The organism is Pseudomonas alkylphenolica (genome assembly GCF_016009175.1).
Classification (GTDB): Bacteria; Pseudomonadota; Gammaproteobacteria; order Pseudomonadales; family Pseudomonadaceae; genus Aquipseudomonas; species Aquipseudomonas alkylphenolica_B.
Window position 1 is genome coordinate 473,005 of record NZ_JADUCM010000001.1, and the last position, 24,820, is coordinate 497,824.

The window sequence follows — 24,820 nt, forward strand, 5'->3', positions numbered from 1 at the left end:
GGTCATCTGACCTTTCCCGGCAACCTGCGGTCCCATCGTTGAGCTGCCCCGGTTCCGGCCGGGGCTCGAGTGGGATTGACCAGCAGGTATCCGGATGTTGTATTCGCTTCAGGCACTACGGGCGCTCGCCGCCTGGGTGGTGGTCTGCCATCACTTCATGCAGATTTTCTTCGATTTTCACGCCAGCGGCCCGGTCGGCCGTTTTCTCGTTGAACGGGGGGCGGTGGGGGTCGATGTGTTCTTCGTCATCAGCGGCCTGGTGATCTACCTGTCGACCCGCGACAAGGACATTGCCCCGCGCCGCTTTCTGCTCAACCGCGCCTTGCGCATCGTTCCTGCCTATTGGTTCTACACCGCCCTGATGGGTTTGCTGCTGCTGACGGCCCGTCAATGGATGCCACACCAGGCGATCGAGCTGGAGCATTTTCTGTTGTCGTTGCTGTTCATTCCGGCCGAAAACCCCGGTGGTTATGGGCAGTATCCGACGCTTAACGTCGGCTGGACCCTGAACTACGAGATGTTCTTCTACCTGCTGTTTTCCCTGGTGTTCCTGGTGCGCCAGCAACGTCAGGTGCTGTTGGTCACCGGTTTGTTGCTGATCGTCAGCGAGGTGTTTACCCGCGCCGGCTTGCTTGATCACTTCTATCGAAACAACATCGTCTACGAATTTCTCCTCGGTATCGGCATTGGTGTGCTTTATCGCCAGGGCTGGATTGCCAAGAGCCTGTGGCTGCCGTTGGCCATGCTGGTAGCGGCGGCGCTGGCAATTCACTATCTGGATGCCTCCCGGCGTTTGCTGCACTGGGGCGTGCCCAGTGCCCTGATCGTGCTGGCCTGTGTGTCGCTGGAGCGCTACTTCAGCGGCAACCGCGTGCTCAAGGCGCTGGGGGATTGCTCGTATTCGGTGTACCTGGTGCATGTGCTGGTGCTGTATGGCGGCTGGTTTGCCAGCGAGCGCTTCCACCTGAGCCCGTACGCGGTGTTTGCCGGCTGTATTCCGTTGATTGCGGCGTTATCCTGGGTCAGCTACCGGTTGCTGGAAAAACGGCTGTACCAGTGCTTGAGTGGCTGGTTGGCAGCGCCGGCAGGCACGCCGGCAGTCGTTCCTCTTTCCCGACAGAATTACTAGGACTTTGTTCGGCGGCCAGGTTGGCGTAAACTGCCGGCAAGTCTGTGAGGAACTTCCATGAGCGCCATAACTATTACCGACGCCGCGCATGATTACCTGGCTGATCTGCTGTCCAAGCAGAACACCCCGGGTATTGGCATTCGCATTTTCATTACCCAACCGGGCACCACCTACGCCGAGACTTGCATTGCCTACTGCAAGCCAGGTGAAGAGAAGCCGGAAGACACCGCCGTAGGGCTGGCCAGCTTTACCGCCTACCTCGACGCGGTCAGCGTACCGTTCCTTGAGGATGCGGTGGTTGATTACGCCACCGACCGCATGGGCGGCCAGCTGACCATCAAGGCACCGAACGCCAAGGTGCCGATGGTCAATGAAGACAGCCCGATCAACGAGCGCATCAACTACTACCTGCAAACCGAGATCAACCCGGGGCTGGCCAGCCACGGCGGTCAGGTGAGCCTGATCGAAGTGGTTGAAGACGGCATTGCCGTGCTGCAGTTCGGTGGTGGTTGCCAGGGCTGCGGCCAGGCTGACGTCACCTTGAAAGAAGGTATCGAGCGGACCTTGCTCGAGCGCATTCCGGAGCTCAAGGGCGTACGCGATGTGACTGACCACAGTCAGAAAGAGAACGCCTACTACTAAGGTCTAACCCGGCGTACCGGGCTAGCTGTAGTTGCAATCAAACGCCGCGATTATCGCGGCGTTTTGTCGTCTGCCAGCGGTTGCGCAACCCAGGACATGAACAGTTTATAGCCCACAGCCAGCAGCACTGGCCCGATGAACAGGCCGATGATGCCGTTGGTCAACATGCCGCCCAAGGCGCCAATCAGAATCACCGGCATTGGCACAGACACGCCACGACCCAGCAGCAGCGGCTTGAGCACGTTGTCGGAAAGCCCGGCAAGCATGGTCCAGATGGCGAAGATGATGGTGCTGGCACTCACACCGTCTGTGGCAAACACATAGATCACCACCGGCAGTGTGAGCAACAGAATGGGCAGCTGGGTGATTCCCAGCAGCAACACCAGCAGGGCCAGAATACCAGCACCGGGCACTCCCATCACCACCAGGCCAATGCCCACCAGCAGCATCTGGATGAAGGCGATGCCAACCACACCCTGAGCCACGGCACGGATGGTCGCGGTGCACAGCTCAGCCAGTTGCGGACCCCGCTCGGGGCCGGAAATGCGCGAGGCAATTGCTACACCCGTGCGATGGCCGATCTCGCCCTTGGCCATGATCAGGCCGCCGATAATCAACGCCAGGATAAACACCAGAATGCCGGTACCAATGCCCGCCAGCTGAGTCAGCAAGGTTTTGCTGACTCCCTGCAAGTGCGGTGCAACCTGGGAAAATGCCCAGCTCAGGTCGGTACTGGCGTGTGACCAGATGCCGAACAACGGGCCGCCGATCAGTGGCCAGTCCTGTACGGCGGCCGGCGGTGGTGGAATCTCGATTGCCTGGTTCTCGAAGGTATGAATCCCCAGCTTGACCGAGTCGGCCACCGAGGCACCGAGCAGGCTCAACGGTCCGATCAGGCACGCCAGGCCCAGCAGCACCAGGATTACCGCAGCCAGTCCCGGGCGGCCACCGAGCCAGCCACCCAGGCGCTGGTTCAACGGGTACAGGGTGATTGCCAGGATCACTGCCCAGAGCATCAGGCTGAGAAACGGCCGAAAGACCTCAAAGCAGAACATCACCAGCACCGCAATGAGTCCGGCGCGGATCAGCACATCGAGCAGTTCGCGGGTGCCACCCAGTTGAATGGGTCTGTGTTCGTTCATGACGACGAGCCCTCGTTCCTGGAGTTGTTCAGCGTGCGGCCGGGCAGGTGCTGGCACCGCTGCGGGCGGCCTGGGCAACCTGATCGGTGAAGCGCTTGAGGTTTTGCTGGTGCGCCAGGACCAGCTCATCGACCGATGCCCCGGCCGGTGTCTGGATCACGCTCTGGCAAGTTAGCAGGGTGGCGTCGCTGCCGTTGCTGCCACGCAGGCGCCAGCGGGCATCGAGCAGGGCATATTGCCCCGGCACCGAGTCAAAGCGCTGCACATCCACGCGCAGGCCCAGGCGCGCGTGTTTGCTGGTGCCGGTGAACTGGTTGCTCAACGCGTTTTGCAACTCGTCGGCCAGGGTTGCCCCCCACCATTCGGTCTCCAGGATCGCCAGGCCGCTGTTGCCCTGGCGCACCACCACCTGGGCGCGGTCAACCTGCGGAGGAACGGTGACCTGTTCGAGCTGGATATCGACACCGTTGGCAGGGGCGGGCTGCTGCGGGATCAGCGTGTGGTAATGGATCGGGTCGCTACGGCAGGCCGCCAGCAGCAACGCCAGGCCCAACAGTGCGAATTTCGAGGCATGCGCCATGGTGTGTGCTCCTGCGGTCAATTGCGCGAAGGTTTCAATGCGTCGGCCGGTGCATCCTTGGGTCTGCCACGCAACAGGGATTCAGGGTTGCGGCCCAGGTAGTCAGCCAGCTCGCGCAGCGAACGCGACATGCGCCCAAGTTCGTCCAGGGTCTGGGTCAGCTGTTCGCGTTGCGGTGAATCGTCGGCCAGGGTCGAGTTGGCGCTCTGCAGGGTCTTGCTGACCTCCAGCAAGGTGCCCTGTACGCCAGGCAAGGTGTTCTTGTTGAACTGTTTCAGGCTGCTGTGCAACTCCACCAGGTTGGCATCGAGGTTGTTGGCGATGCGCTCGATGGGCAGGCGGTTGATCTTTTCGACCATGGCCTGGAACTGCTCCTGCAATTGCTCGAGGCTACCCGGAATGGTCGGAATGCTGATCGGGCGTGCAGTGGGATCGAAGACCACTTTCGGTGCCTTCGGCTCGAAGTCCAGGGCGATGTACAGCTGCCCGGTGAGCAAATTGCCGCTGCGCGCCGGGGCGCGCAGGCCGTGGGCGATAAAGGTGCCGAGCAGTTGCGCGGCGTTTCGTTCGTCGTCCGGATCGTGCTTGAGTTCCTTGAGCATTTTGGTATGCGCCTGGCCAAGGCGCTGCGGGTAAATCACGATGCCGACATTGACCGGGAAGCTGCGGGTGGTTGCATCGAAGTCCAGGTTGACCGATACCACCTGACCGATCTCCACGCCCAGAAACTCCACCGGGGCGCCGGTTTTCAAACCCCGCAGCGCCTGGTCGAAGCGCAGTGCCAGGTATTGTGCCTTGCCTTTTGGCGGGGCGAGGGCGGTTTGCTCGTCGTCAAACAGCTCGAACACTTTGTCTTCGGCGGCGGCCTGGTCATCCGGGTTGTACTGCGGGGCGCGGAAGGCAATACCACCCACCAGCAGTGACGACAGCGACTCGGTGTGCACGGCAAAGCCGTTGGCACCGGCTTCGATGTCAACGCCGCTGGCATTCCAGAAGCGGGTGTTGTCGGTGATGAAGGCATCGTAGGGCGCGTGGACGAAAATTTCGATATCCACGCTTTTGCCATCTTTGGCCAACTGGTACGACACAACCTGACCGACCGAAATCTTGCGATAGGACACCGACGAACCGACTCCCAGCGAGCCCAGGTCGGTGGTGTGCAGGGTGAAACGCCGACCGGGCTCGCCATAGGTGATAGGTGGTGGCGTCTCCAGTGCGGTAAACACCTTCGCACGCTTTTTCGACTGCCCGGCGTCGGCACCGATGAAGTCGCCGGAGAGCAGGGTATCGATACCGGAAATACCGCCTGCGCCGATGCGCGCACTGACCACCCAGAACGAGGAGTCCTCGGCGGCGAAGTTCTCCGCCTGCTTGGACAGCTTCACGGTCGCGGTCACGCTTTTCTGGTCCGGGCTCAGGTCTACCGTGGTCACGTGGCCAATGACTACGTTGCGGTACTTGACCTCGGTTTTGTTGGCAGTCAGGCCCTGGCCGGTCTTGAAGGTGATCTGGATGGTCGGGCCCTGCTGCAACCAGTTGTGCACGACCAGCGATATACCCACCAGCACGGCCACGATCGGTACGATCCAGACCATCGAAATGCTGAAACGCCGGGTTTTAACCGTTTTCGGCGCTGGCACTGGCGGCTCCTCAGTGACTGCTGACTTCATCCGTGTGCTCCTTGGGTGGGCGGGTTTCCCAGATCATCCGGGGATCAAAACTCATCGCGGCGAGCATGGTGAACACCACCACCAGGCCGAAAAACAGAATGCCCGGGCGCGGTTCGATATCGCCCAAAGCCTGAAACTTGACCAGGGCGGCGACCAGCGCCACCACCAGTACATCGAGCATCGACCAGTAACCGATCAGTTCGACAAAGCGGTAGAGCTTGGAGCGCTCTCGCTGCGCCCAGGTGCTGCCACGCTGCACCGTAATCAGTAACAGGCCGAGGGCGACGAACTTGGTCGCGGGCACGGCGATACTGGCGATGAAGATGATCAGGGCAATGTCCCAGGCACCGTGGGAGGCGAACTCGATAACCCCGCTCATGATCGTGCTGTCTTCGCCTTCGCCGAGCATCTGGGTATTCATCACCGGCAGTACGTTGGCCGGTATGTAGAACACCAGCGCCGCAATCAGGTAGGCCCAGGTACGGGTCAGCGAATTGGGTTTGCGCTCGTGCAGCGGGGCGCCGCAACGGTCGCATTCATGCAGTGCCTGGCTGGCGTCACAGGCCTTGCCACAGGTATGGCAAAGCACCAGGTTGAGTTGCGAAGCTTCTACCAGGTCGGTCATGGCAAGGCGTCCCAGAGTTCACGAATATCGCGACCGGCAATGCGGATCATCAACAGGCTCAGAATCGCCAGGGCAAACAGGCCGATGCCCGGCAGCACATCGAGCAGGCCGGCCAGCTTGAACACCGCAACCATAGCGCCCAGCAGGCAGACTTCCAGCATGCTCCACGGGCGCAGCGACTCCAGCCAGCGCATGAAGGTGATAAACCCCGGTGAGCGCCTTCCGGCCAGGGCAAAACCCAGCACCCAGATGAGAATCACCAGCTGGAACACCGGGGCGATGATGATCGAGATGGCCGCAACCAGGGCGATAAAGGTGATCGGCCCATCGGCCAGTGCAAGCACAGAGTCCCAGAGCGTGGCGCTGTTCGACAGGCCCTTGAGGCTGATGCTCATCACCGGGTAGAAGTTGGCCATCAGCCACAGCACCCCGGCGGTGATGCTCAGGGCCAGGCGTTGCTGCAGGGTCATGCCGTTATAACGCTGCAGCACCGCGCCGCAGCGTTGGCAAAGTGCTTTCTGGTGTTTTTTCAGTGGGACCTTGTGATACACGCAGTCGCAATGTTCGCAAATGATCAACTGGTCGGTATCCAGCATAGGGCGCGCTCTAACTGCGGGCGGGGACAAGCTCAATATAGACGGCGCCTGAGCAAGTTCACGGATTTTTCCGTTGTGAGTGATGCGCGGAGTACAAATGTACTCTTTGCGGTCATTACACATGCCGATACGATTGCTGGAGCGACTACAAGGTAGCAGGGCTAATCTTTTTCTTTCGCCCACTCACTTGCCGAGGAGTACTGGCATGCCTACCCGTCGCGATTTTCTCGCTGCCAGTGCCACCCTGGTTGCCGGACTGGGTTGCCTCAATCTGCCGGGCACGGCATTGGCTCAGACCAGCACTGGCCTGCTGAAACGCAAGATTCCCGCCAGTGGTGAGTCACTGACGGTGATTGGCGCTGGTACTTCCGGAAGCTTTGAAGTCGAACCCGGTTCTGCGCAATACCAGCAGCTCAAACAGGTCCTCAAGGTGTTTTTCGACGGCGGCGGTCAAGTGATCGATACCTCGCCCAACTACGGCGGCGCAGACGCCATCCTTGGCCAGTTGCTGGAAGAGGGGGGATGGCGCGGCAGTACCTTCCTGGCGACCAAGATCGCCGCCGACAGCCGCGCCGCTGCCCAGGCGCAATGGGCTGGCACCTTGCGCAGCCTGCGCACCGACAAGGTCGACCTGCTGCAGGTCCACAACCTGCGCGACTGGCAGCACCAGTTGCCCTACGCCCGCGAGCTCAAGGCCCAGGGCCTGACCCGCTATGTTGGCGTGACTCACTATGTCGACAGCGGCCTGGATGAACTGGAACGCATCCTGCGCAGTGAGGCGCTGGATTTCATCCAGATTCATTACTCGGTCAATTCGCCCGCTGCAGCCCGAACCGTCCTGCCATTGGCCCACGACAAGGGCGTGGCAGTGCTGATCAATCGCGCCTTTGATGACGGCAGGCTGTTCGCCAGGGTCAAGGACCAGGCCCTGCCGGCCTGGGCAAGTGAAGCGGGCATCAGCAGCTGGGCGCAGTTGTTCCTCAAATTCGCCATCAGTCATCCGGCGGTTACCGCGGTGATCCCGGCCACCAGCCGCCCCGACCGCCAGCTCGACCAGCTCAAGGCCGGTAGCGGGCCGTTGCTGAGCGATGCCCAGCGCGATCAACTGATCAAACAGTTCGCCTGAGCCGTCATGGGCAGCCCGGGCGCGCGCTTGTTCAACGTCCGAGACGGTGAAGCGCCGATTGTCGTTGCGGGGCTGACCTTGTTCTTTTTGCTGTTTGCGGGCTACTTCATGTTGCGCCCGGTGCGCGAGACCATGGGGGTGGCGGGTGGTGTCGAGAACCTGCAATGGCTGTTCACGGGCACCTTCGTCCTGACCCTGGTCGCGCTTCCGCTGTTCGGCTGGCTGGCGTCCAGCGTACAACGTCGGCGCATCCTGCCGTGGACCTACGGATTTCTCGCCAGCAACCTGCTGGTATTTGCCGCGCTGTTTACCCTGCAACCCGACAACCTGTGGAGTGCGCGTGCGTTCTACATCTGGTTGTCGATGTTCAATTTGCTGACCATTTCCCTGGCCTGGAGCGTGCTCGCCGATGTGTTGTCCAGCGAACAAGCCAAACGGCTGTTCGGCCTGCTGGCAGGCGGCGCCAGTTTCGGCGGGCTGCTCGGGCCCTTGCTGGGGACTGCACTGGTCGGGGTGATCGGCCATGGCGGGCTGGTGTTGCTGGCCACCGCCTGCCTCATCGGCAGCATCGCCGCAGCGGTGTACCTGCAGCGTTTTCGGGACCGTCACCCACTCCCGGCAGACGTCGAACTACCGCGGTCGCGGCCGCTGGGCGGCAATCCCTTTGCCGGGGCCAGCGAGGTGTTCCGCTCGCCCTATCTGCTGGCCATTGCCGTGTTCGTGGTGCTGCTGGCCAGTGTCAGCACATTCCTGTATTTCGAGCAGGCACGCTTGGTGGCGGTGCATTTCACCAGCCGGACCGAACAGACCCAGGTGTTCGGCCTGATCGACAGCCTGGTGCAGTTGCTGTCGATCCTCACCCAGGTGTTCGTCACCGGCCATCTGGCGCGCAAGCTCGGGGTTGGCGTATTGCTGGTGGCGGTGCCACTGGTGATGGTGGTGGGCTTTGTCTGGCTGGCGCTGGCACCGGTGTTTGCCGTGTTTGTGCTGGTGATGGTGGTGCGCCGGGTGGGTGAATACGCGCTGGTGCGGCCTGGCCGGGAAATGCTCTACACCGTGGTGGCGCCGGAGCAGAAGTACAAGGCCAAGAACTTCACCGATACCGTGGTCTACCGTGGCGGCGATGCGCTGAGCGGGTGGGTCAAGCGTGGACTGGACCTGGTGGCGGATCACCCGGCCCTGGCGATGATGATGGGGGCCGTCATCGCACTGGTATGGGCGCTCACCGGGCTGTGGTTGGGGCGCGAGCAACGCAGTCGCGAAGGCGCTGAACAGCAAGGCGCCTCCAGTGATCAACAACCCTGATGAACCGGCCGGTCAAGGCAGGGCATACACCTTGAACGTGCGCTTGATCGCCTTGGTAGTGCCGCCCAGGTACGTGCCATATGCCTGCTCGATCTCACCGGAGCGGTAGGCCTGGCTGATCACCGTATCGACCAGCAGGCGAAAGTCCTCATCACCCCGCGAAAGCACCATCGACACCGGCGCGGATTCATAAATGCGCTCGACCAGCATCAGGCTGTCCAGCTCGGCATGCCGGGCCAGCAGGTTCTTGAGCAGCATGCGCTCGGAGAAAAAGGCATCGGCATTGCCTTGGGCAACGGCGGCCAGGCCTGCTTCGTTATCGGGCACGGTAATCACTTTGGCAATAACCCCGAGCGTTTGCAGTTGCTGGCGAACCCATTGCTCGGTGACGCCGCCGGCAACCACCGCAAAGGTCTGGTTGGTCAGGCCACGGTTTACCGTCGCGCGCCAGGTCGGGCCGTCGTTGGCCGGCTTGCCGTTGAGTACGTTGAGCAAAGGCGCTGGGGCATCCTTGCGCACAACCGCCGTTACGCCTGCGGTGTAGACCGGGATGGAGAAGCTGACTGCCTTGCGCCGTTCAAGGCTTTGCACGGTGGGGGTGCAGAGCAGGTCGACACGCCCGGAACGCACGGCCTCGATCTCGTCCGCCAGGGTGACGGCCTGGTAACGTACCTGCAAGGTAGGCAGTGCCAGTGTGCTTTTCACCTGTCCGGCCACCTTCTGGCACAGGTCGATGGCGTAGCCACGGGGCTGGTCGCCGTCTTGTGTGCTGAACGGTGCGAAGTCGGCGAGGTAACCCAGGGTCAAGGTGTTGTGGGTGCGGATGTGCTCCAGTGAGCTTGCCTGGGCCAGGATCGGCAGCAGGGCAAGCAGACAGGCAAAACGGCGACGGGTCGTCATTCCTTGTACTCCCTTCACGGTAGTTCGGCACGTTCAACTGCCGCCTGCTGGACGATAAAGCGTTTGGCCAGGAACCCGTACAGCAAATACCCGAAGGCCAGCACCAGCGCCCCCCCGAGTACCGCCTCCATCCCGCAGGCGTACAGGGCGTACAGCGAGTAACCCACCGCCACCAGCAGCACCAGCGTATTGCGGCTGTACACCGCCGGGCTGACCCTGGCCTTGTGCATGATCGGCAGCAGGCCGGTCAGGGCGGTGACGTAAGGAATCAGGTTGGTGACCGCTGCCAGGCTTACCAGCTTGCCGAACTGGGCGCTGGCATTGGGCGAAATGGTCGACAGCGCCATGGCCGTTTGCAAGACGCCACACACCAGCATGCCGAGGATCGGTGCATTGCGCGCGCTGACCCGCGAGAACAACTTGGGAAACAGGCCTTGGTCGGCGGTCATCTTCGCTGTTTGTGCCAGGGTGAACTGCCAGCCCAGCAGCGAGCCGACGCAGGCCATGACCGCCAGCACCATGATGATGTTGCCCACTACCGGATTGAACATTTTCGCGTAGACCAGCGCGAAGGGCGCCGACGCGTTAGCCAGTTCCAGATTGGGCACAATGCCCTGGATCACCGTGGTTGAGAGCACATACACCACCGCCGCCCCGAGGGTGCCGAACAGGCAGGCCAGGGGTACGTTGCGCTTGGGGTTTTCCACGGCATCAAAAGCCTGGGCGGCGGATTCCATGCCCAGGAACGCCCAGAGTGTCAACGGAATGGTCTTGCCGATGGCCTCCCAGATCGGCAGGTCGTTGGGGTTCCACGCCTGGGTGAACACCCCGCGGTCAAACCAGAACCAGCCAATCACACTTAGCCCGGCCACCGGAATGATCACCCCCCAGACGGTGATCGCACCGATCCGGCCGGTGATGTTCGGCCCGCCGAAGTTGGCAAAGATGGTCAGCCAGATCAGCCCCACCGTGCCGACGCACAACGCGATGGCGCCGCTGCCGAGCCAGGGAAAAAATGCCGTCATGTAGCCGACCGCCGAGATCGCTACGGCGACGTTGGCGATGGCCAGGGAAAGGAAATACAGGTACGAGCACAAAAAGAACCCCGACTTGGCGTGGGCCTCCTCGGTATAGGCCGACAAACCGCCAGAGCGGCTGCAGAACACCCCGCACTGGGTAAAGCTGTAGGCGATGGCCATTGAACCGATGGCGGTCACTACCCAGGACAGCAACGATACGGCTCCCAGCTGCGCCATGCTGGTGGGCAGCATGATGATCCCCGACCCCATCATGTTCACGGTCACCAGTGTGGTGAGCCCGACGAGGGTCATTTTCTTTCCGGTGCCGGCCATGGTCGCCCCTGTTGTGTAATGCGTGGCTTATTGGGTATAGGCCATTTGTGTGGCAGTAGCAGGGCGGGAAGGGGATAGGCGCTGTTTTTTCAGCAGGGAACTCCTGAAGGTGAGCCGACATCCTATGCGATGTAGGGACTCTCTTTCTGGAGGCACCGTTATGCGTCGTTTACTGCTTGTTTCTTCGCTCGTCGTCTGCCTGCCCATCGGCTCGGCCCTGGCCGATGTCGACGCGGGCGATGTGGCTACTTCCGCCGGGGTTTCGGCCTCGTTGTACTCCACCTTCAAAGATGACAAGCGCATCATTCCCGCACGGGACGATGCGTCGTCCTTCATCGCCAGCGGTGGCGCCATTCGCGGCGTGTACCTGGAATCGATGATGCAGCGGGTCCGTCAGGAACACCCGGGCCTCAAGGCTTCGGACGAAGACATTGCCCGGGCGATCCTGACCCAGGACACACTGGGCAGTGAGCGCTGATGCACGCAGGCACTGAAGGCTGCACCGTCGAGCGGCATTCAGGCCGACGCCCTCGCTGAGCATTACACTGATCCTGGCAGCTAATCCTTCACACGCTGCTCAGGGATCAGGAGGTCATCATGTTCAGGTCAGCGTCACTCAGTCTGTGTGTTGCGTTGTCGTTGTGCAGTTTTCAGGCGACTGCGCAAACCGTAGTGCCGACAAAAGGCCAGAGTCAGCAGCAAACCCAGGCCGACATCAGCGAGTGCCAGAACATCGCCAACAGTGCGGCGAGCAGTACCTCGACGCCTTCCGGCGGGCGTATCAAAGGCGCAGCGGTAGGTGCGGCTGCAGGCGCGGCAGGTGCCCAGGTACGGGGCAATCAGCATGAGGAAATCTACGATCGCGTCGACGACGATGTGAAACAGGACTACCGGCAGAATCGCGCCAAGGAAACGGCGGCTGCCGGTATGGTGGTCGGTGGTGCCCATCAGCGCCAGGAACGTCGCCAGCAGCGCAGAACCAACGAGACGAACAGTGCCACGGCTTACACCAGTTGCCTGCAGGGCAAGGGCTATCAGGTCACGCCCTGACAGCTTGCCCTCACCAGCCTTTTACCCCGTGCATGTCAGGCAGTTTATGGGCGATGCCCTTGTGGCAGTCGATGCAGGTGGCCTGACCACTGGCCAGTGAAGTCGAGTGCATGGCCGCCGCACGCTTGCTCTGGCGGGTAAAGTCCATGAACTCGAAGTTGTGGCAGTTGCGGCATTCGCGCGAGTCATTGGCCTTGAGGCGCGCCCATTCGTGTTCGGCCAGTTCGCGGCGCAGGTTGAGGAATTTGTCGCGGGTGTCGATGGTGCCGAAGATCTTGCCCCAGACCTCCTTGGATGCCTGCATCTTGCGGGCAATCTTGTGGGTCCACTCATGAGGCACGTGGCAGTCCGGGCAGCTGGCGCGCACACCGGAACGGTTGGTGTAGTGGATGGTGTCCTTGAGTTCGACAAAGACGTTGTCGCGCATTTCATGGCACGACACGCAGAACTTTTCGGTGTTGGTCATTTCCAGCGCGGTGTTGAAGCCGCCCCAGAACACGATGCCGGCAATGAAACCGCCCAGGGTCAGGAACCCCAGACTGAAATAGACGCTCGGTCGACAGAGGATGCCCCAATATTCCTTAAGCAGGGCGAACAGAGCTTTCATGGCGCCTCCTCAAGGTTTGGTCGCGGCGTTGGCGTCGTCTTGCAGGATTTTGTCGATGGTCTCGAAGGTATTGCCCACCAGGGGTTTCACTTCTTTTTGCGGTACATGGCACTGGTTGCAGAAGTAGCGTCGCGGTGAGACTGCCGCCAGGGCCTGGCCATCGCGATCCATGTAGTGGGTGATACTGATCATCGTCGCCTGGCTGCGGGCACTGTTGGCGCGGCTGTGGCACGAGAGGCACTTGTTGCCGTTCTTGTCGATCTGGTAGCCACGGATAGTGTGGGGAATGGTCGGCGGCTGGTCGGGGTAGTTGCGCTCGCGCTTGAGGTCGTTGTTTTCGTCATTGGCCAGCGGCGGGGCCGGCATACTCTGGGTCAACGTGCCCCCCGGGCGGCGTCCGTCAGGACCGGGGGCATCGAGCGGGTAGTCGACGTCGGCAGCTACGACCAGGCCAACCACAGCAAACAACAGCAACGGCAAGATTCGAAAAGGCATGATGGATCTCCTCAGGCCACGCTGATCAGCTCGATGCGTATGGCGCATTTCTTGTAGTCGGTCTGCTTGGAAATCGGGTCGGTGGCATCAAGCGTGACTTTGTTGATCAACTTGTTGGCATCGAAGAACGGCACAAACACCAGCCCGCGCGGCGGTTTGTTGCGCCCGCGGGTTTCGATGCGCGCGCGAATCTCGCCGCGGCGGCTGATCAGTTTCACCTCGCTGCCTCGCCGTGCATTCATGGCTTTGGCGTCATCGGGATGCATGTACACCAGGGCATCGGGCACGGCCTTGTACAGTTCTTCGACGCGCTGGGTCATCGTGCCGGTGTGCCAGTGCTCGAGCACCCGGCCGGTACTGAGCCAGAAGGGGAACTCGTCATCCGGGGCTTCAGCGGGTGGCTCGTAAGGCAGGGCAAAGATGATCGCCTTCTTGTCCGGGTAGCCATAGAACTGCACGCCGCTGCCGGCTTCGACATAGGGGTCGAGCCCTTCGCGGTAGCGCCAGCGGGTTTCCTTGCCATCGACCACCGGCCAGCGTAGCCCGCGCTCGGTGTGGTACTGGTCGAATGGCGCCAGGTCATGGCCATGGCCTCGGCCAAACTGGGCGTATTCTTCGAACAGGCCTTTTTGCAGGTAGTAACCAAACGCCTTGGCTTCATCGTTCTTGTAGCCGGCTTCCAGCTGTTCAACCGGGAACTGGTCCACCTGGCCGTTCTTGAATAGCACCTCGTAGAGGGTTCTGCCTTTGTATTCGGGGGCTTTTGCCAGCAGTTCGGCCGGCCAGGCTTCATCGGTGGTAAAGCGTTTGGAGAACTCCACCAGTTGCCACAAGTCCGACTTGGCATCGCCCGGTGCACTGACCAGTTGGTGCCAGAACTGGGTGCGGCGCTCGGCGTTGCCATAGGCGCCTTCTTTCTCCACCCACATGGCGCTGGGCAGAATCAGGTCAGCGGCCTGGGCCGAGACGGTGGGGTACACATCGGAAACGATGACGAAGTTTTCCGGCTTGCGCCAACCGGGCAGCACTTCCTGCATGATGTTGGGCCCGGCATGCATGTTGTTGCTGGCCTGGGTCCAGTAGACGTTGAGCACGCCATCCTTGAGCATTCGGCTCTGTTGCACGGCATGGAAACCGACCTTTTCCTCGATGGTGCCCGCAGGCAGCTTCCAGATCTTTTCGGCGGTGGCGCGGTGCTTGGGATTGGTCACCACCAGGTCGGCGGGCAAGCGGTGGGAGAAGGTCCCGACTTCACGCGCAGTGCCGCAGGCAGAAGGTTGCCCGGTGAGCGAGAAAGGGCTATTGCCGGGTTCGCTGATCTTGCCGGTGAGCAAATGGATGTTGTAGATCAGGTTGTTGGCCCAAACGCCACGGGTGTGCTGGTTGAAACCCATGGTCCAGAACGACACGACCTTGCGCTTGGGGTCGGCATACAGTTCAGCCAGCGCCTTGAGGCGCTCGGCGGGTACACCGGACTCTTTCGCGGTGCGCTCCAGGGTATAAGGGCGGACGAAAGCGGCGAACTGCTCGAAGTCGATGTCGCTCCAGGTATTGGCCTTGTCGGCGTTCTTGGCCCTGGTCTCCAGCGGGTTGTCCGGACGCAGGCCGTAACCGATGTCGTCGGCGCCCTTGGCGAAGCGAGTGTGCTTGCTGATGAAGTCCTTGTTTACCGCGCCGCTTTCGATGATGTGATTGGCGATGTAGTTGAGGATCAGCAGGTCGGTCTGCGGCTTGAACACCATGGGAATGTCGGCCAGTTCGAAGCTGCGGTGTTCGAACGTAGACAGTACCGCGACCTTGACTGTCGGCTGGCTCAGGCGCCGGTCGGTGACCCGGCTCCAGAGGATCGGGTGCATCTCGGCCATGTTCGAGCCCCAGAGCACGAAAGCATCGGTTGCCTCGATGTCGTCGTAGCAGCCCATCGGCTCGTCCATGCCGAAGGTGCGCATGAAGCCCATGACCGCCGAGGCCATGCAGTGACGGGCATTGGGGTCGATATTGTTGCTGCGAAAGCCGGCTTTCATCAGCTTGTTGGCCGCGTAACCTTCCCACACCGTCCATTGTCCGGAACCGAACATGCCGATTGCACTGGGGCCTTTGTTTTTCAAGGCCTCCTTGTACTTGCTGGCCATGATGTCGAAGGCCTTGTCCCAACTGATCGGCTGGAATTCACCCTGTTTGTCGTACTGGCCGTTTTTCATGCGCAGCAGCGGCTGGGTCAGGCGGTCGGTGCCGTACATGATCTTCGACAGGAAGTAGCCCTTGACGCAGTTCAGCCCCCGGTTGACCTCGGCCTTGACGTCACCGTGCGTGGCCACCACGCGGTTGTCGCGCGTGGCGACCATCACGCTGCAGCCAGTGCCGCAGAAACGGCAGGGCGCCTTGTTCCAGTCCAGCGTCACCATGTCTGCTTCGGTGATCAGGTTACTGGCGGTGGTGTAGATCGGCAGGCCGGCCGCAGCGGCAGCAATGGCGGCGGCCTGGGCTTTGGCGAACTCACGGCGGGTCATGCTCATTCGATCTCTCCTGCGGGGTCGAGGAGTTCGTGGTAGATCAACGCCGCATTGAGTACGCCCGGCAAATTGTTGATCTGGTCGATGCGTTGCAGTATTTGATTTTCGTGATTGGCTTCAAGTACGACCACCAACTTTCCGGCAGCACTTTCCTGATGCAGCTCAAGGCCATCGAGCAGGCGCAAGTTGGCTTTTACTGCATCGAGCAGTTCAGGGCGGGCAAGTACTACAAGGCTGGCAATATGCAGCGTGTTATCCATGTGCTGGCTCCAATAGACACAATCGGGTGCCTATCAGCTCGGTGGCCCGGGCGGGCCATAGAGCATTTGTAAAAACCAGATGATGAACCCGTAACCGCCGACAATCGCCACCGACAGCAGGGGGAACAGGCAGGCGACGAGGAAGACGAACAGCAACGCCTCTTTGCGACGCACAGGTTTTTGTTCTTCAGCCGATGGCATGGAACGCGCTCCAGGCAGGTCTGGATTGAGCGTAGACCACACGAGTTGCAAGGTAAATCAAAGCAACTTAATTAGACCGACGGAACGAGTGCTGCAGATCAAGGCGTACAGCAAGTTAGTGTCTGGTGGTAATACGAAATAGACTGATAATTAATGCGAGTTGCGAAATGGCTACTGTGGGTTAGCCCGTAGTTGGTTCTGCAGTGCTTCGTTGATCGCGACCAGTTTTGCAATGTTTTGCCGTGCCTTGACCAGTTCCTGGTTCAGGTACTCGGTTTCGTTGGTCATCAGCACCACCTGGTGCTTCCACATCTCGACCAGGATGGGGGAGGCGATCTCGCCGAAGTCTTCGTCATGAGGGGTCATGGTCTTCACTCACTCGATGGGTTGCTGTATGTATATACAGTAACTGAACGTTGCCCGATTGCGCTAGCCCGGCGAACGAACCGCCCGTCATTTTGTCTGCCAAATGCGCAAGGCCCGAACGTGTCGGGCCCTGGAAGGTGCGCAAGCGGGACGGATCAGAATTTGACCTTGAGCCCCAGTATGCCTTCATAACCGTGGCTGTCGTTGTCCAGGCCTTTCTCGTAGCCGGCCGAGACATGGATCGTGGTTTTCTCGCTCACTTGATAGTCCACGCCCAGGTTCACTTCGGTCCAGGTCCCCCCCAGGTCCGTAGTGAAGGGGACAAAACCATCGTTTGAAGAGAACTCGGTTTTTGGCTGGCTCTTGAACTCGTGCCAGATGCTCGGACGGACCCAGACGTTGGTGCGGTGCAGCTTGCCTTTGTCGTCCTCGCGAAACAGGTCTTTGTCGATCCGCACCCCGAGGCGTCCGGTCAATGAATCAACGTCCTCGAAACGCACGTCGGAGGCCTCGTCGTGGCTGTCGTTGAGTTTGATCCGGGTGACGATCACCTGGGCTTGCGGCTCGATCTTGAGTGATTCGTCCTTGTTCAGCTTGAACGGGTAACCGGCTTCGAGCGAGGCGGAAATGCCTTTTCCCTTGGTTTTGAAGCGCGGCAGGTCTTGCGGACGGGCTTCAACGTCGAAGTGGTTGAGCTGCAGAACGCCGTCCAGATACCACCCCGACGGACCGAAGTGGGTCCAGTAGGCACCCAGGCCGACCGCACGCAGCTTGGCGTCGCCGGCGGCGCTGCCGTCGGTGTGCTCGATATCCCCGGTGACCTTGCCGGCCGACAGGGAAATCCCCGCCTGGTCGGTACTGCCATCGGTGTCCTCGCCGTGGTACAGGTCGATACCGACCTGGAAGGCTTGCTGGTTGTAGTCATAGGCACTGCCATTGCTCAGGCTCTGGTCGCCCTGGCCATAAATCAGACGGCCCCAGCCCAGTGACGGACCGTAGTCGCTTTGTTCCTCTGCCGGCAGTGGGTCGAAATCGTTGCGGACCTCTTCACCCATCCGCTCATGCAGGGTATCGACCAGCATGCGGCTGTAGCGCAGGGTCATGCCGGGGATGGCGCTGTACAGCGAAGTTTCCGGACGGTAGTTAGGTACCTGAGCCGGGCTGGGTTTTGGTGTTGGAGCGACCGGTGTCGGGTTCACCGGTACCGGATCGACAGGCGCTGGATCAACGGGTGTCGGGTCGACAGGCGCCGGATCAACAGGTGTCGGGTCGACAGGCGCCGGATCAACAGGTGTTGGATCGACTGGTGTTGGGTCAACAGGCGTTGGATCGACTGGTGTTGGGTCAACAGGTGTCGGATCAACAGGTGTCGGATCAACAGGCGTGGCGTCCTGGGTCGAGCGCAGGTACCAGGCCTGGCCATTACTGTCGTCCAGGCTGGCTCTGTGCAAGGTGTACTCATACGGCCCAGCCTTGACCCGGCTGAGCAATCTGAAGGCCTGCTCCTGGGTAGTGCCGCCGTTGACGGCGTCGACCACCTGAATGCCGTTGCCGGTTGTCAGGGCGCCTGGGCCACCGGCGTTCTTGATCTGCAGGTTGCTGCTGCCCGTTGCCTGACCGCCATCGATGACCAGTTTGTCGGACGGCGATTGGTCGTCGTACAGGTAGGTATTCAGGGCGATGGTGCCGTTGTCACTTTGGTACTGGTTGACCGTGAGTGTCTTGAAGTTGCCGCCAGTGGGTGCACTGAAGTCGATCAGGCTGTTGTCATTGCGCAGTGAGCTCAGGTTCGAGTTGCCGGTGAGCTTCCACAGGCTGGTGTTGCTCATGGTCAGGTTCGAGGTACTGCCTGCTGCGGTGTTGGCAGCGCCATTGACCTGGGAGCTGGCCAGGCTGATGTTGGCGAGGCCCGGGTCCAGGGTGCCAGCATCGACATGCAGCCATTGGCCGCTGCCGCCGGCGATGACATCCTCAAGCGTGATGTCGGCCAGGCCTTGGACGGAAACAGTTGCACCGTGCAGGTTGTGCAACACGGTGCTGCTCAGGTCTGCCTCGCTGAGGCCGGCTGTGGTGCCTTGCAAGGCCAGGGCCGAGGCGTTGTCACCCGTGGCGCTCACAGTCGATTGTTCGGCGCGCAGCTGTCCGCCGTCCTTGACCAGCATGCCGTGCGAACCGTCACCTTGGGTAATGACACTGGCCTGGCGCAGGGTCGCCGAACTGGGGATTCCGCTGACCAGAACACCATGGGAGCCGGCACCGCTGGTGCTGGCAACGCTGTTGTCGGCGTGCAGCTCGCCGCCGCGTTCAGCCTGCAGGCCTGCTGAGTTGTCACCGTGGGTGCGGATGCTGGAGTCCTTGAGGTTCAGGGTGGCGGTCTGGGCGTCTTTGAAGTTGCGGCTCACCCGGGCACCGGCAGCGTTGGCACCCAGGGTTTCGACGGTCACGCTGTTGGCGTCCAGCACCACGCTGCCGGGTTTGGGCCCGCCGATGCCTGCGTAGAGGCCAATGGAACGGTCGCCTTCGGTTTTCACCGACACGCCGTTGAGCTGCATGCTGCCGCCATCATCCACGGCCGCGCCATAGGCCTGCTGGCCGGTGGTCAGCAGGTGAGTACCGTTGGCGATCAGCAGTGCGCCTTCGTTACGCGAGGCGAGGGCATGCGGGAAGGTCAGGTTGGACTGCACGGGGGAGCCGTTGCCACTGGTGGTGACGGTGCCGCCATTGAGAATCACCGTGGCGTTCAAATTGGCGACCACGCCCATGGCGTTGTCGTCGCCGGCGGTATAAACGTTGACGTTGTCGGCCGTGACGGTGGCATTGCCAGCGCTGATCCCGGTCGAGTAATTGCCCAGGGTACTGACGCTGCCATTGTGGATAGCAATGTCGGCGCCGTTGCCAGCGCTGATGCCGTAACTGGATTTTTGCGAGGTACGCACCTGGCTGTCGCTGAGCACCAGGCTCGCCCCCGCGCCGTCAACCAGCACGCCGGGCGCCCACGGGCCAGCGGCGTTGAGCAAGGCATCGACGGCGATCTGGGTTTTGCTCACCTGGGCCTGGGCGCCGGCCGTTACGTTAAGGCCAATCGCGCGCGCGCCAAGCACCGAAATTTCGCTGCCGGTCACTTGTGCCTGGCTGCCGGGGCCCTCGACCGAGACGCCGTGACCGTAAGTCCCTTGCGCCGTAATGATGCTTTTATCGATGACCAGGCTGCCGCCCGCCATGGCCCGGGCGGCAGCGGCCGGGTTGGTGACGACACCGGCACCGGTGACGCTGATGCGGCTGTCGCTGAGCGTTATGTCACTGGCTTCGGCACGGGCGCCGCCGACGTAATTGCCGCTGGCTGTCACATCCAGGCCCTTGCCGGTGATCGTCGAGCCGTCCAGCGCATGCAGTACCGCAGTGGTCGTGGTGCTGGTGGCAGCGTTGGTGGAATTGAAGGTGCTGTCGGTCAGGGCGATTGTGCTGTTGCGCTCCGCACGGGCACCACTGGCGGCGGCACCGCTGGTGTTGACAGTCACATCGCTGGCGCTGATGCGGCTGCCATTTTCAGCCTTCAGGCCATGGCTGATCGTGGCGCCGCTGACGGCACCGCTGGTGGTGACGGTGGTGCCGTTGCTCAGCGCGATGCTGCCGCCATCCTTGGCCAGTACGCCAATGGACCCCTTGGCCAGCGTGCTGACTGCGCCGCCACTGAAGTCAATGCTGCTGCCGCTACCGCTAGCCAGCAGCCCCACGTTATTGCTGCCGGCCAGGCCACCCATGTTGACCTGACTGTTGTCGAGAACGACCGCGCCGCCATTTTGTGCGATCACACCGGTCATGTTATTGGCGTTGAAGGCAACGCCCAGCGCGGTCTGCGGGAGCATGTCGATACGTACGCCGCTACCGCCGATGGTACCGCCATCGGCCAGCAGGCCTTTCTGGCCATTGGCCGTGGCAGCCGTTACCGCGCCATTGGCGACGGTGCCTTGCTGGAAGCTGATCTGCACACCGGTGTCGGCTTTTACTCCGGTGCTGTTGGCTGCGCGCAGGCTGACGCTGGAGCTGTCTACGGCGCCAGTGGTAATGCCCACCCCGTTGGCCACGGTGACAATGACCGGCGCAGGCACGCCGAGTAATCCCATCAACGACGGATGGCCGATATTCAAGCTGACCAGGGCAGGCACAAACTCGTCCTGGCGCTCGTTGATTGCTGCGTCTTCGGCCTGTGCACCGTGGATCGGCAGGTAGCACAGGGTGCCCAGAATCAGGCTGATTGCCAGGGCCAGGTGGTTATGTGCCAGGTGGTCCAGAGGCAGTGCACGCTCGGTGATGTGTTTCATGGCAACCTCCAACAAAATGTATGTAGGAAGTGTCTGCCTAGGCAGCGAAATGCTCTGTAGGAGTCGCCTTAGCTGCGTGTAGGAGCTTCACTGAAGGCGGTGCTGGTCTAGGCTTGCTTTTCAGGCCCGTGTCGGCCCGAAAGGAGCGCTGTGATGAGTCGGGTAATGATTGTCGAGCCACTGCCGTTGATGCGTCTGGCCATTGCCCAGGTGGTGCAGCGGCTGGGGCATGAGGTGGTCGCTGAGGTCGAAAATGGCCAGGAGGCGCTGGTACACGCACGCAGTGATGGTCCTGAACTGGTGGTGCTTGAACTGGCCATCGAAGGCCTGGGTGGCCTGGACCTGATCCGGCGCTTGAAACTGCGCGATCCGGCACTGCAGTTGCTGGTGTATACGGGGCAAAGCAGCAGTCATTTCGCTCGTTTGTGTGTACAGGCCGGGGCCGATGGCTTCGTCAACAAGCACGACGAACCACTCGAGCTTGAGCGTGGCTTGCAGGCCGTGGTGCACGGACGCCAGTATTTCCCTCGGGAGTCCAGGCGTGCGCCGACGCCGGTTGGCGGCAAAGAGCTGGATACGCTCTCGGCTCGGGAACTGACCGTACTGGAGTTGATCAGCGAGGGACGCTCCAATCAGGCCATCGCCGAGCAGCTGTCGATAAGCTACAAGACCGTTAGTACCTACAAGACCCGCTTGCAGGAAAAGCTTCAGGTCGATTCGCGCCTGGCCCTGGCGACGATCGCCCAGCGCAATGGCATTGGTTCTTCGGGCGTGGCGACGCTGGCTGAGTCCGAGTCGAAGGCTGAGCACTGGCACGACCCGACGCAGCAGGCCCTGATGCGGGCAATGCTCGAGGCCTCACCCAACCCGATGTTCGTGCGTGACCGGGAGGGGCGCCTGCTGTTGTGCAACCAGCCTTTTCTGGCGTGGCACCACGCATCTGTCGAACGCGTGCTCGGTGGCCGGTTAACGGATGCGTTCTGGTTCACCGCAGAGGAGGGCCAGCGGTACCAGGCCCGTTATGATGAGTTGCTCGAGAAAGGCCAGGCATTCACCAACCAGCTCAACATCGAGTTCCTCGGTGAGCCGCATTTCATGCGGTTCTGGGTTGAGCCCTGGCGGGACGCCGAAGGCAATGTACAGGGCATGGTCGGCAGTTTCGAAGACCTGACCGATCGACAGATTCTGCTGGGCCAACTGCGCGATGCACACGAACACGCTCAGGCCAGATACCGGGAGGTGACCGGCTTTGCCCACGTGGTGCATGATGACCTGCTTGAACCACTACAGCGCCTGCAAACCAGCCTTCGGGCAGTCGAAGTGCCGTTGCCAGGCCTGTACGCACTGCACACAGTCACCCATCGCCTGGCGCAGCTACAGCGGCTGCTGAACCTTGATCAGCAGCGTCCGCCACTGGTGCCGGCGCAGCTGGACATCACCCGGTGGCTGGAGGCACGGCTGGCCGCGTTCAGCGCACAGCTGAGCAAGGGCTTTGTTGCGCCGACGCTGGAGATCAAGGAGGTCAACGCCAGGCAGCTCTGGATCGATGGTGAGCGGCTGGGCGCATTGTTCGACTGCCTGCTGGAGTACCTGAGTGAAGCAGCGCCCATGGCGCCGTTGCGGATCAACCTGGCAACACGGCTGCAACTGAACGGTGCAGTCAGCCTGAACCTGGCAGTCACCCTCTGCCGGCCTCTCGAACATCGCCGGGGTATTGCCTTGCAGCTGTGCCGCAACCTGACTCAGTCAATGGACGGCAGTTTCCGGGTGGTGCATGAGAACGGTGAAACGGCGTTCCTGATCGGGCTCGAGTCTGCCGCGGCCTTGTGAAGCTGCGCGCACAAGGCCGTGGCAGCCATCAGAACCCGCTCTCGCGCAGCAGCACTGCCGCCACATGGGTCAAGCCCTCACCCAGCAAACTGCGACGTTCACCGGCAATCTGCAACCGGCCACGGGTTTCGCGCAGGGCAGGTGGGGCGCCTTCCAGTTGCACCAGCACATGAAACAGCGGCGGTGTTGGCAGTAGCTCCTTGCCCCGGCTGGCCACGGTCAATGGCCCGCCGAACCGCGAGGCAAGCATGGCGTGATGCAGCTGACTGACGCGGGTGCTGCCGATGGCCAGCACGGTGCCATTGATCGGCGTCGGCTGACCCTCGGGGTAGAAGTGTACGGCACCGCCCTGCACCAGGCGCTGCACTTCGTCCTGGTCAACGTAAGCATCCACCTGCCAGTGATCGGGGTCTATGAGGATGCCGACGGGCTCACGGCTGCCGATCCACTGACCGGATTGCCAATTGGGGTCCAGGTCAAGCCATAGCCCGTCGAACGGCGCTTGCAGGGTCAGGCGGGCGATTTCCGAGCGGGCGGCCCGCGCCTCTTCGAACTGAACATCCAGGCGTTGACGCGTGGCGATGGCCTGGTCGGCACCGGTCGGGTCGGCCATCAAGCCGCCCAGGCGTGCCTGATAGCTTTTCGCGCTGGCTTCGCTGCTGGTCAGCCGTGAGGCAATATCCGGTTCATCGAGGGTGACCAGCGCCGCCCCGGCCGCGACGTGGCCGGCGGGGTGCAAAGCCTGCAAACGCGCCGGATAGGGTGCAAATACCCGCAACTGGTGCTCGGCGCGGGCCACACCCAGCGCATGGACCTGGGTGCGCCAGGGCACGGCCAGCAGCAACAGGATCAACGCCCCGACGACCCACCAGGCGTGGCGGTGGCCGGCCTTGATGCCTTCGCGGTGTTTCCACCAGTGCTTGAGCTCGCGCCACACCGGCATGACGATGAACCAGGCCACCTCCACGGCAAACAGCACAATCCCCAGCAGCTTGAAGAACAGCAGGTACACCGCCACGGCAATGCCCAGGAACAGCACGAGGCGATACACCCAGGTGACCATGGCGAACGCTACAAGGGCCCGGCGCTTGCCCGGTGGAAACGCCTCGGGCCAGTCCTCGTCGAGCCCCAGCAACACCCGGCGCAAGGTCACCCGGGCGAGGGCCGAGGAGCGTTCGTGCAGGTTGGGGAAGTCCAGCAGGTCGGAGAGGATGAAGTAGCCGTCAAAACGCATGAACGGGCTGGCATTGAGCGCCAGTGACAGCACCCAGCTGGTGGTGGCCAGGTACAGCAGGGCGTTACGCAACGGGCCCGGATCGGACAATGCCCATCCCAGTGTTGCCAGCCCGGCCAACGCGAGCTCGGTGATGATACCGGCCGAGGCAATTGCCAATCGCTGCCTGGCACTGCGCAGCTTCCAGCTTTCGCCGGTGTCGGTGTAGAGCATCGGCCACATCACCACGAAGGCAATGCCCATGTGGCCCACGCGCAGCCCCAGGCGGGTAGCGACCAGGGCGTGGCCCAGCTCATGCAGGGTTTTGGCCAGCGCCAAAGCGATGGCAAAGCTGACCAGCCCCGAGGCCGAGAACGACTCCACCACGGCAGTGGTGAAGGTGTCCCACTGCTGCAACACCAGCAGCACCCCGGTGAGCCCCAACAGCAGCACGATCACACCGGTCAACGGCTGGAACAACCAGTCGAGCTTTTTCGCCAGCGTTTGCAGGTGTTGTTGCGGATGCAGCAACGGTACGCGAAAAAACAGGTAGTGATGCAGCCACCAGCGCCAGCTCAGCCAGGCATTGCCTTCGCTGCGCGCAGCCATGCGAGCCAAGGCCTCGCGGCCAGGGCGCAACAGTTGGTGGTTTTCCAGAAACTGACGAAACTCCACAATTTGCTCCACATCCGGGCGTAGCGCGGTTTCGCTATGGATGGCCTGGCAAATGGCGTTCGGGGTGCGCTCCCAGCGCAGCAAGCATTCGAACTCCAGCCAGCCGATACGGTAAAAGCGGTTGAGTACAGTGTCGTGAATCACCCAGGCGGGTTCACCGCTGCGGTCGGGGGCTGTCTCCAGCAGGCGCAGGTCGTCGCGCAACGGTTGCGACGTCATTT

22 protein-coding genes are annotated in these 24,820 nt (G+C 61.7%); 7 read left to right on the top strand and 15 right to left on the bottom strand.

Annotated elements, in window-relative coordinates:
* Positions 1-94 precede the first annotated feature (94 nt).
* Both I5S59_RS02090 and nfuA read left to right on the top strand, forming a co-directional pair.
* On the top strand, positions 95-1,129 hold the full coding sequence (locus I5S59_RS02090) for an acyltransferase family protein (protein WP_197875174.1): 1,035 nt from the start codon (positions 95-97) through the stop codon (positions 1,127-1,129).
* A gap of 57 nt (positions 1,130-1,186) precedes the next feature.
* Complete coding sequence (gene nfuA, locus I5S59_RS02095; RefSeq protein WP_028941949.1) at positions 1,187-1,771, top strand: Fe-S biogenesis protein NfuA; 585 nt, start codon at positions 1,187-1,189, stop codon at positions 1,769-1,771.
* 50 nt (positions 1,772-1,821) lie between these two features.
* Here nfuA and I5S59_RS02100 read toward each other — a convergent pair whose 3' ends face one another.
* The 5 genes from I5S59_RS02100 to I5S59_RS02120 are packed head-to-tail and all read right to left on the bottom strand — an operon-like array spanning position 1,822 to position 6,384.
* Entirely contained in the window at positions 1,822-2,913 is a 1,092-nt protein-coding gene (locus I5S59_RS02100) for an AI-2E family transporter (RefSeq protein WP_197875175.1), read from the bottom strand.
* A 28-nt stretch (positions 2,914-2,941) separates the two neighbouring features.
* On the bottom strand, positions 2,942-3,493 hold the full coding sequence (locus I5S59_RS02105) for a PqiC family protein (RefSeq protein WP_197875176.1): 552 nt from the start codon (positions 3,491-3,493) through the stop codon (positions 2,942-2,944).
* A 17-nt stretch (positions 3,494-3,510) separates the two neighbouring features.
* Positions 3,511-5,163 (bottom strand): intermembrane transport protein PqiB, encoded by a 1,653-nt coding sequence (locus I5S59_RS02110; protein WP_197875177.1) that lies wholly within the window; start codon positions 5,161-5,163, stop codon positions 3,511-3,513.
* Complete coding sequence (locus I5S59_RS02115) at positions 5,144-5,788, bottom strand: paraquat-inducible protein A (RefSeq protein WP_197875178.1); 645 nt, start codon at positions 5,786-5,788, stop codon at positions 5,144-5,146. Before I5S59_RS02115 ends, I5S59_RS02110 begins: the two co-directional genes overlap by 20 nt.
* On the bottom strand, positions 5,785-6,384 hold the full coding sequence (locus I5S59_RS02120) for a paraquat-inducible protein A (RefSeq protein WP_197875179.1): 600 nt from the start codon (positions 6,382-6,384) through the stop codon (positions 5,785-5,787). The genes I5S59_RS02115 and I5S59_RS02120 overlap by 4 nt, the downstream gene beginning before the upstream one ends.
* 205 nt (positions 6,385-6,589) lie before the next feature.
* On the opposite strand from I5S59_RS02120, the gene I5S59_RS02125 reads away from it, so the two are divergent.
* Positions 6,590-7,510, top strand: coding sequence for an aldo/keto reductase (locus tag I5S59_RS02125; RefSeq protein ID WP_197875180.1), 921 nt, complete (start codon positions 6,590-6,592; stop codon positions 7,508-7,510).
* A gap of 6 nt (positions 7,511-7,516) precedes the next feature.
* Positions 7,517-8,815, top strand: a complete 1,299-nt coding sequence (locus I5S59_RS02130) for an NTP/NDP exchange transporter (protein ID WP_197875181.1) — start codon at positions 7,517-7,519, stop codon at positions 8,813-8,815.
* A 12-nt stretch (positions 8,816-8,827) separates the two neighbouring features.
* Here the strand turns inward: I5S59_RS02130 and I5S59_RS02135 are convergent, their stop codons facing one another.
* Positions 8,828-9,715, bottom strand: coding sequence for an amino acid ABC transporter substrate-binding protein (locus I5S59_RS02135; RefSeq protein ID WP_197875182.1), 888 nt, complete (start codon positions 9,713-9,715; stop codon positions 8,828-8,830).
* Positions 9,716-9,729: 14 nt separating this feature from the next.
* Positions 9,730-11,067, bottom strand: coding sequence for a putrescine-ornithine antiporter (potE, locus tag I5S59_RS02140; protein WP_197875183.1), 1,338 nt, complete (start codon positions 11,065-11,067; stop codon positions 9,730-9,732).
* 160 nt (positions 11,068-11,227) lie between these two features.
* Here potE and I5S59_RS02145 point away from each other — a divergent pair, with 160 nt between their 5' ends.
* Both I5S59_RS02145 and I5S59_RS02150 read left to right on the top strand, forming a co-directional pair.
* Positions 11,228-11,545 (top strand): DUF2388 domain-containing protein, encoded by a 318-nt coding sequence (locus tag I5S59_RS02145; protein ID WP_197875184.1) that lies wholly within the window; start codon positions 11,228-11,230, stop codon positions 11,543-11,545.
* 119 nt (positions 11,546-11,664) lie between these two features.
* Positions 11,665-12,117 carry a YMGG-like glycine zipper-containing protein gene (locus I5S59_RS02150; RefSeq protein WP_197875185.1) on the top strand — a complete coding sequence of 151 codons (453 nt, stop codon included), beginning with the start codon at positions 11,665-11,667 and terminating at the stop codon, positions 12,115-12,117.
* Between the two features lie 10 nt (positions 12,118-12,127).
* Here the strand turns inward: I5S59_RS02150 and I5S59_RS02155 are convergent, their stop codons facing one another.
* The 7 genes from I5S59_RS02155 to I5S59_RS02185 all read right to left on the bottom strand — a co-directional run bounded on the left by I5S59_RS02155 (position 12,128) and on the right by I5S59_RS02185 (position 20,881).
* Positions 12,128-12,724, bottom strand: a complete 597-nt coding sequence (locus I5S59_RS02155) for a cytochrome c3 family protein (RefSeq protein WP_197875186.1) — start codon at positions 12,722-12,724, stop codon at positions 12,128-12,130.
* Between the two features lie 9 nt (positions 12,725-12,733).
* Positions 12,734-13,219 (bottom strand): nitrate reductase cytochrome c-type subunit, encoded by a 486-nt coding sequence (locus tag I5S59_RS02160; RefSeq protein ID WP_197875187.1) that lies wholly within the window; start codon positions 13,217-13,219, stop codon positions 12,734-12,736.
* Between the two features lie 11 nt (positions 13,220-13,230).
* Positions 13,231-15,735, bottom strand: a complete 2,505-nt coding sequence (gene napA, locus I5S59_RS02165) for a nitrate reductase catalytic subunit NapA (protein WP_197875188.1) — start codon at positions 15,733-15,735, stop codon at positions 13,231-13,233.
* Entirely contained in the window at positions 15,732-15,992 is a 261-nt protein-coding gene (locus I5S59_RS02170) for a chaperone NapD (protein WP_197875189.1), read from the bottom strand. Before I5S59_RS02170 ends, napA begins: the two co-directional genes overlap by 4 nt.
* A 33-nt stretch (positions 15,993-16,025) precedes the next feature.
* Positions 16,026-16,193, bottom strand: a complete 168-nt coding sequence (gene napE / locus I5S59_RS02175) for a periplasmic nitrate reductase, NapE protein (protein WP_197875190.1) — start codon at positions 16,191-16,193, stop codon at positions 16,026-16,028.
* A gap of 171 nt (positions 16,194-16,364) precedes the next feature.
* Entirely contained in the window at positions 16,365-16,559 is a 195-nt protein-coding gene (locus I5S59_RS02180; protein ID WP_197875191.1) for a hypothetical protein, read from the bottom strand.
* Positions 16,560-16,714: 155 nt separating this feature from the next.
* Positions 16,715-20,881 carry an autotransporter outer membrane beta-barrel domain-containing protein gene (locus I5S59_RS02185; RefSeq protein ID WP_197875192.1) on the bottom strand — a complete coding sequence of 1,389 codons (4,167 nt, stop codon included), beginning with the start codon at positions 20,879-20,881 and terminating at the stop codon, positions 16,715-16,717.
* 153 nt (positions 20,882-21,034) lie between these two features.
* Between I5S59_RS02185 and I5S59_RS02190 the strand changes: the two genes are divergently transcribed.
* A complete protein-coding gene (locus I5S59_RS02190; RefSeq protein ID WP_197875193.1) occupies positions 21,035-22,711 on the top strand; it encodes a LuxR C-terminal-related transcriptional regulator in 1,677 nt (558 codons plus the stop codon).
* 28 nt (positions 22,712-22,739) lie between these two features.
* Here I5S59_RS02190 and I5S59_RS02195 read toward each other — a convergent pair whose 3' ends face one another.
* The gene (locus I5S59_RS02195; RefSeq protein ID WP_197875215.1) at positions 22,740-24,818 is read right to left on the bottom strand and encodes an HlyD family efflux transporter periplasmic adaptor subunit; all 2,079 of its coding nucleotides are present in this window, start codon (positions 24,816-24,818) and stop codon (positions 22,740-22,742) included.
* Positions 24,819-24,820: the final 2 nt, after the last annotated feature.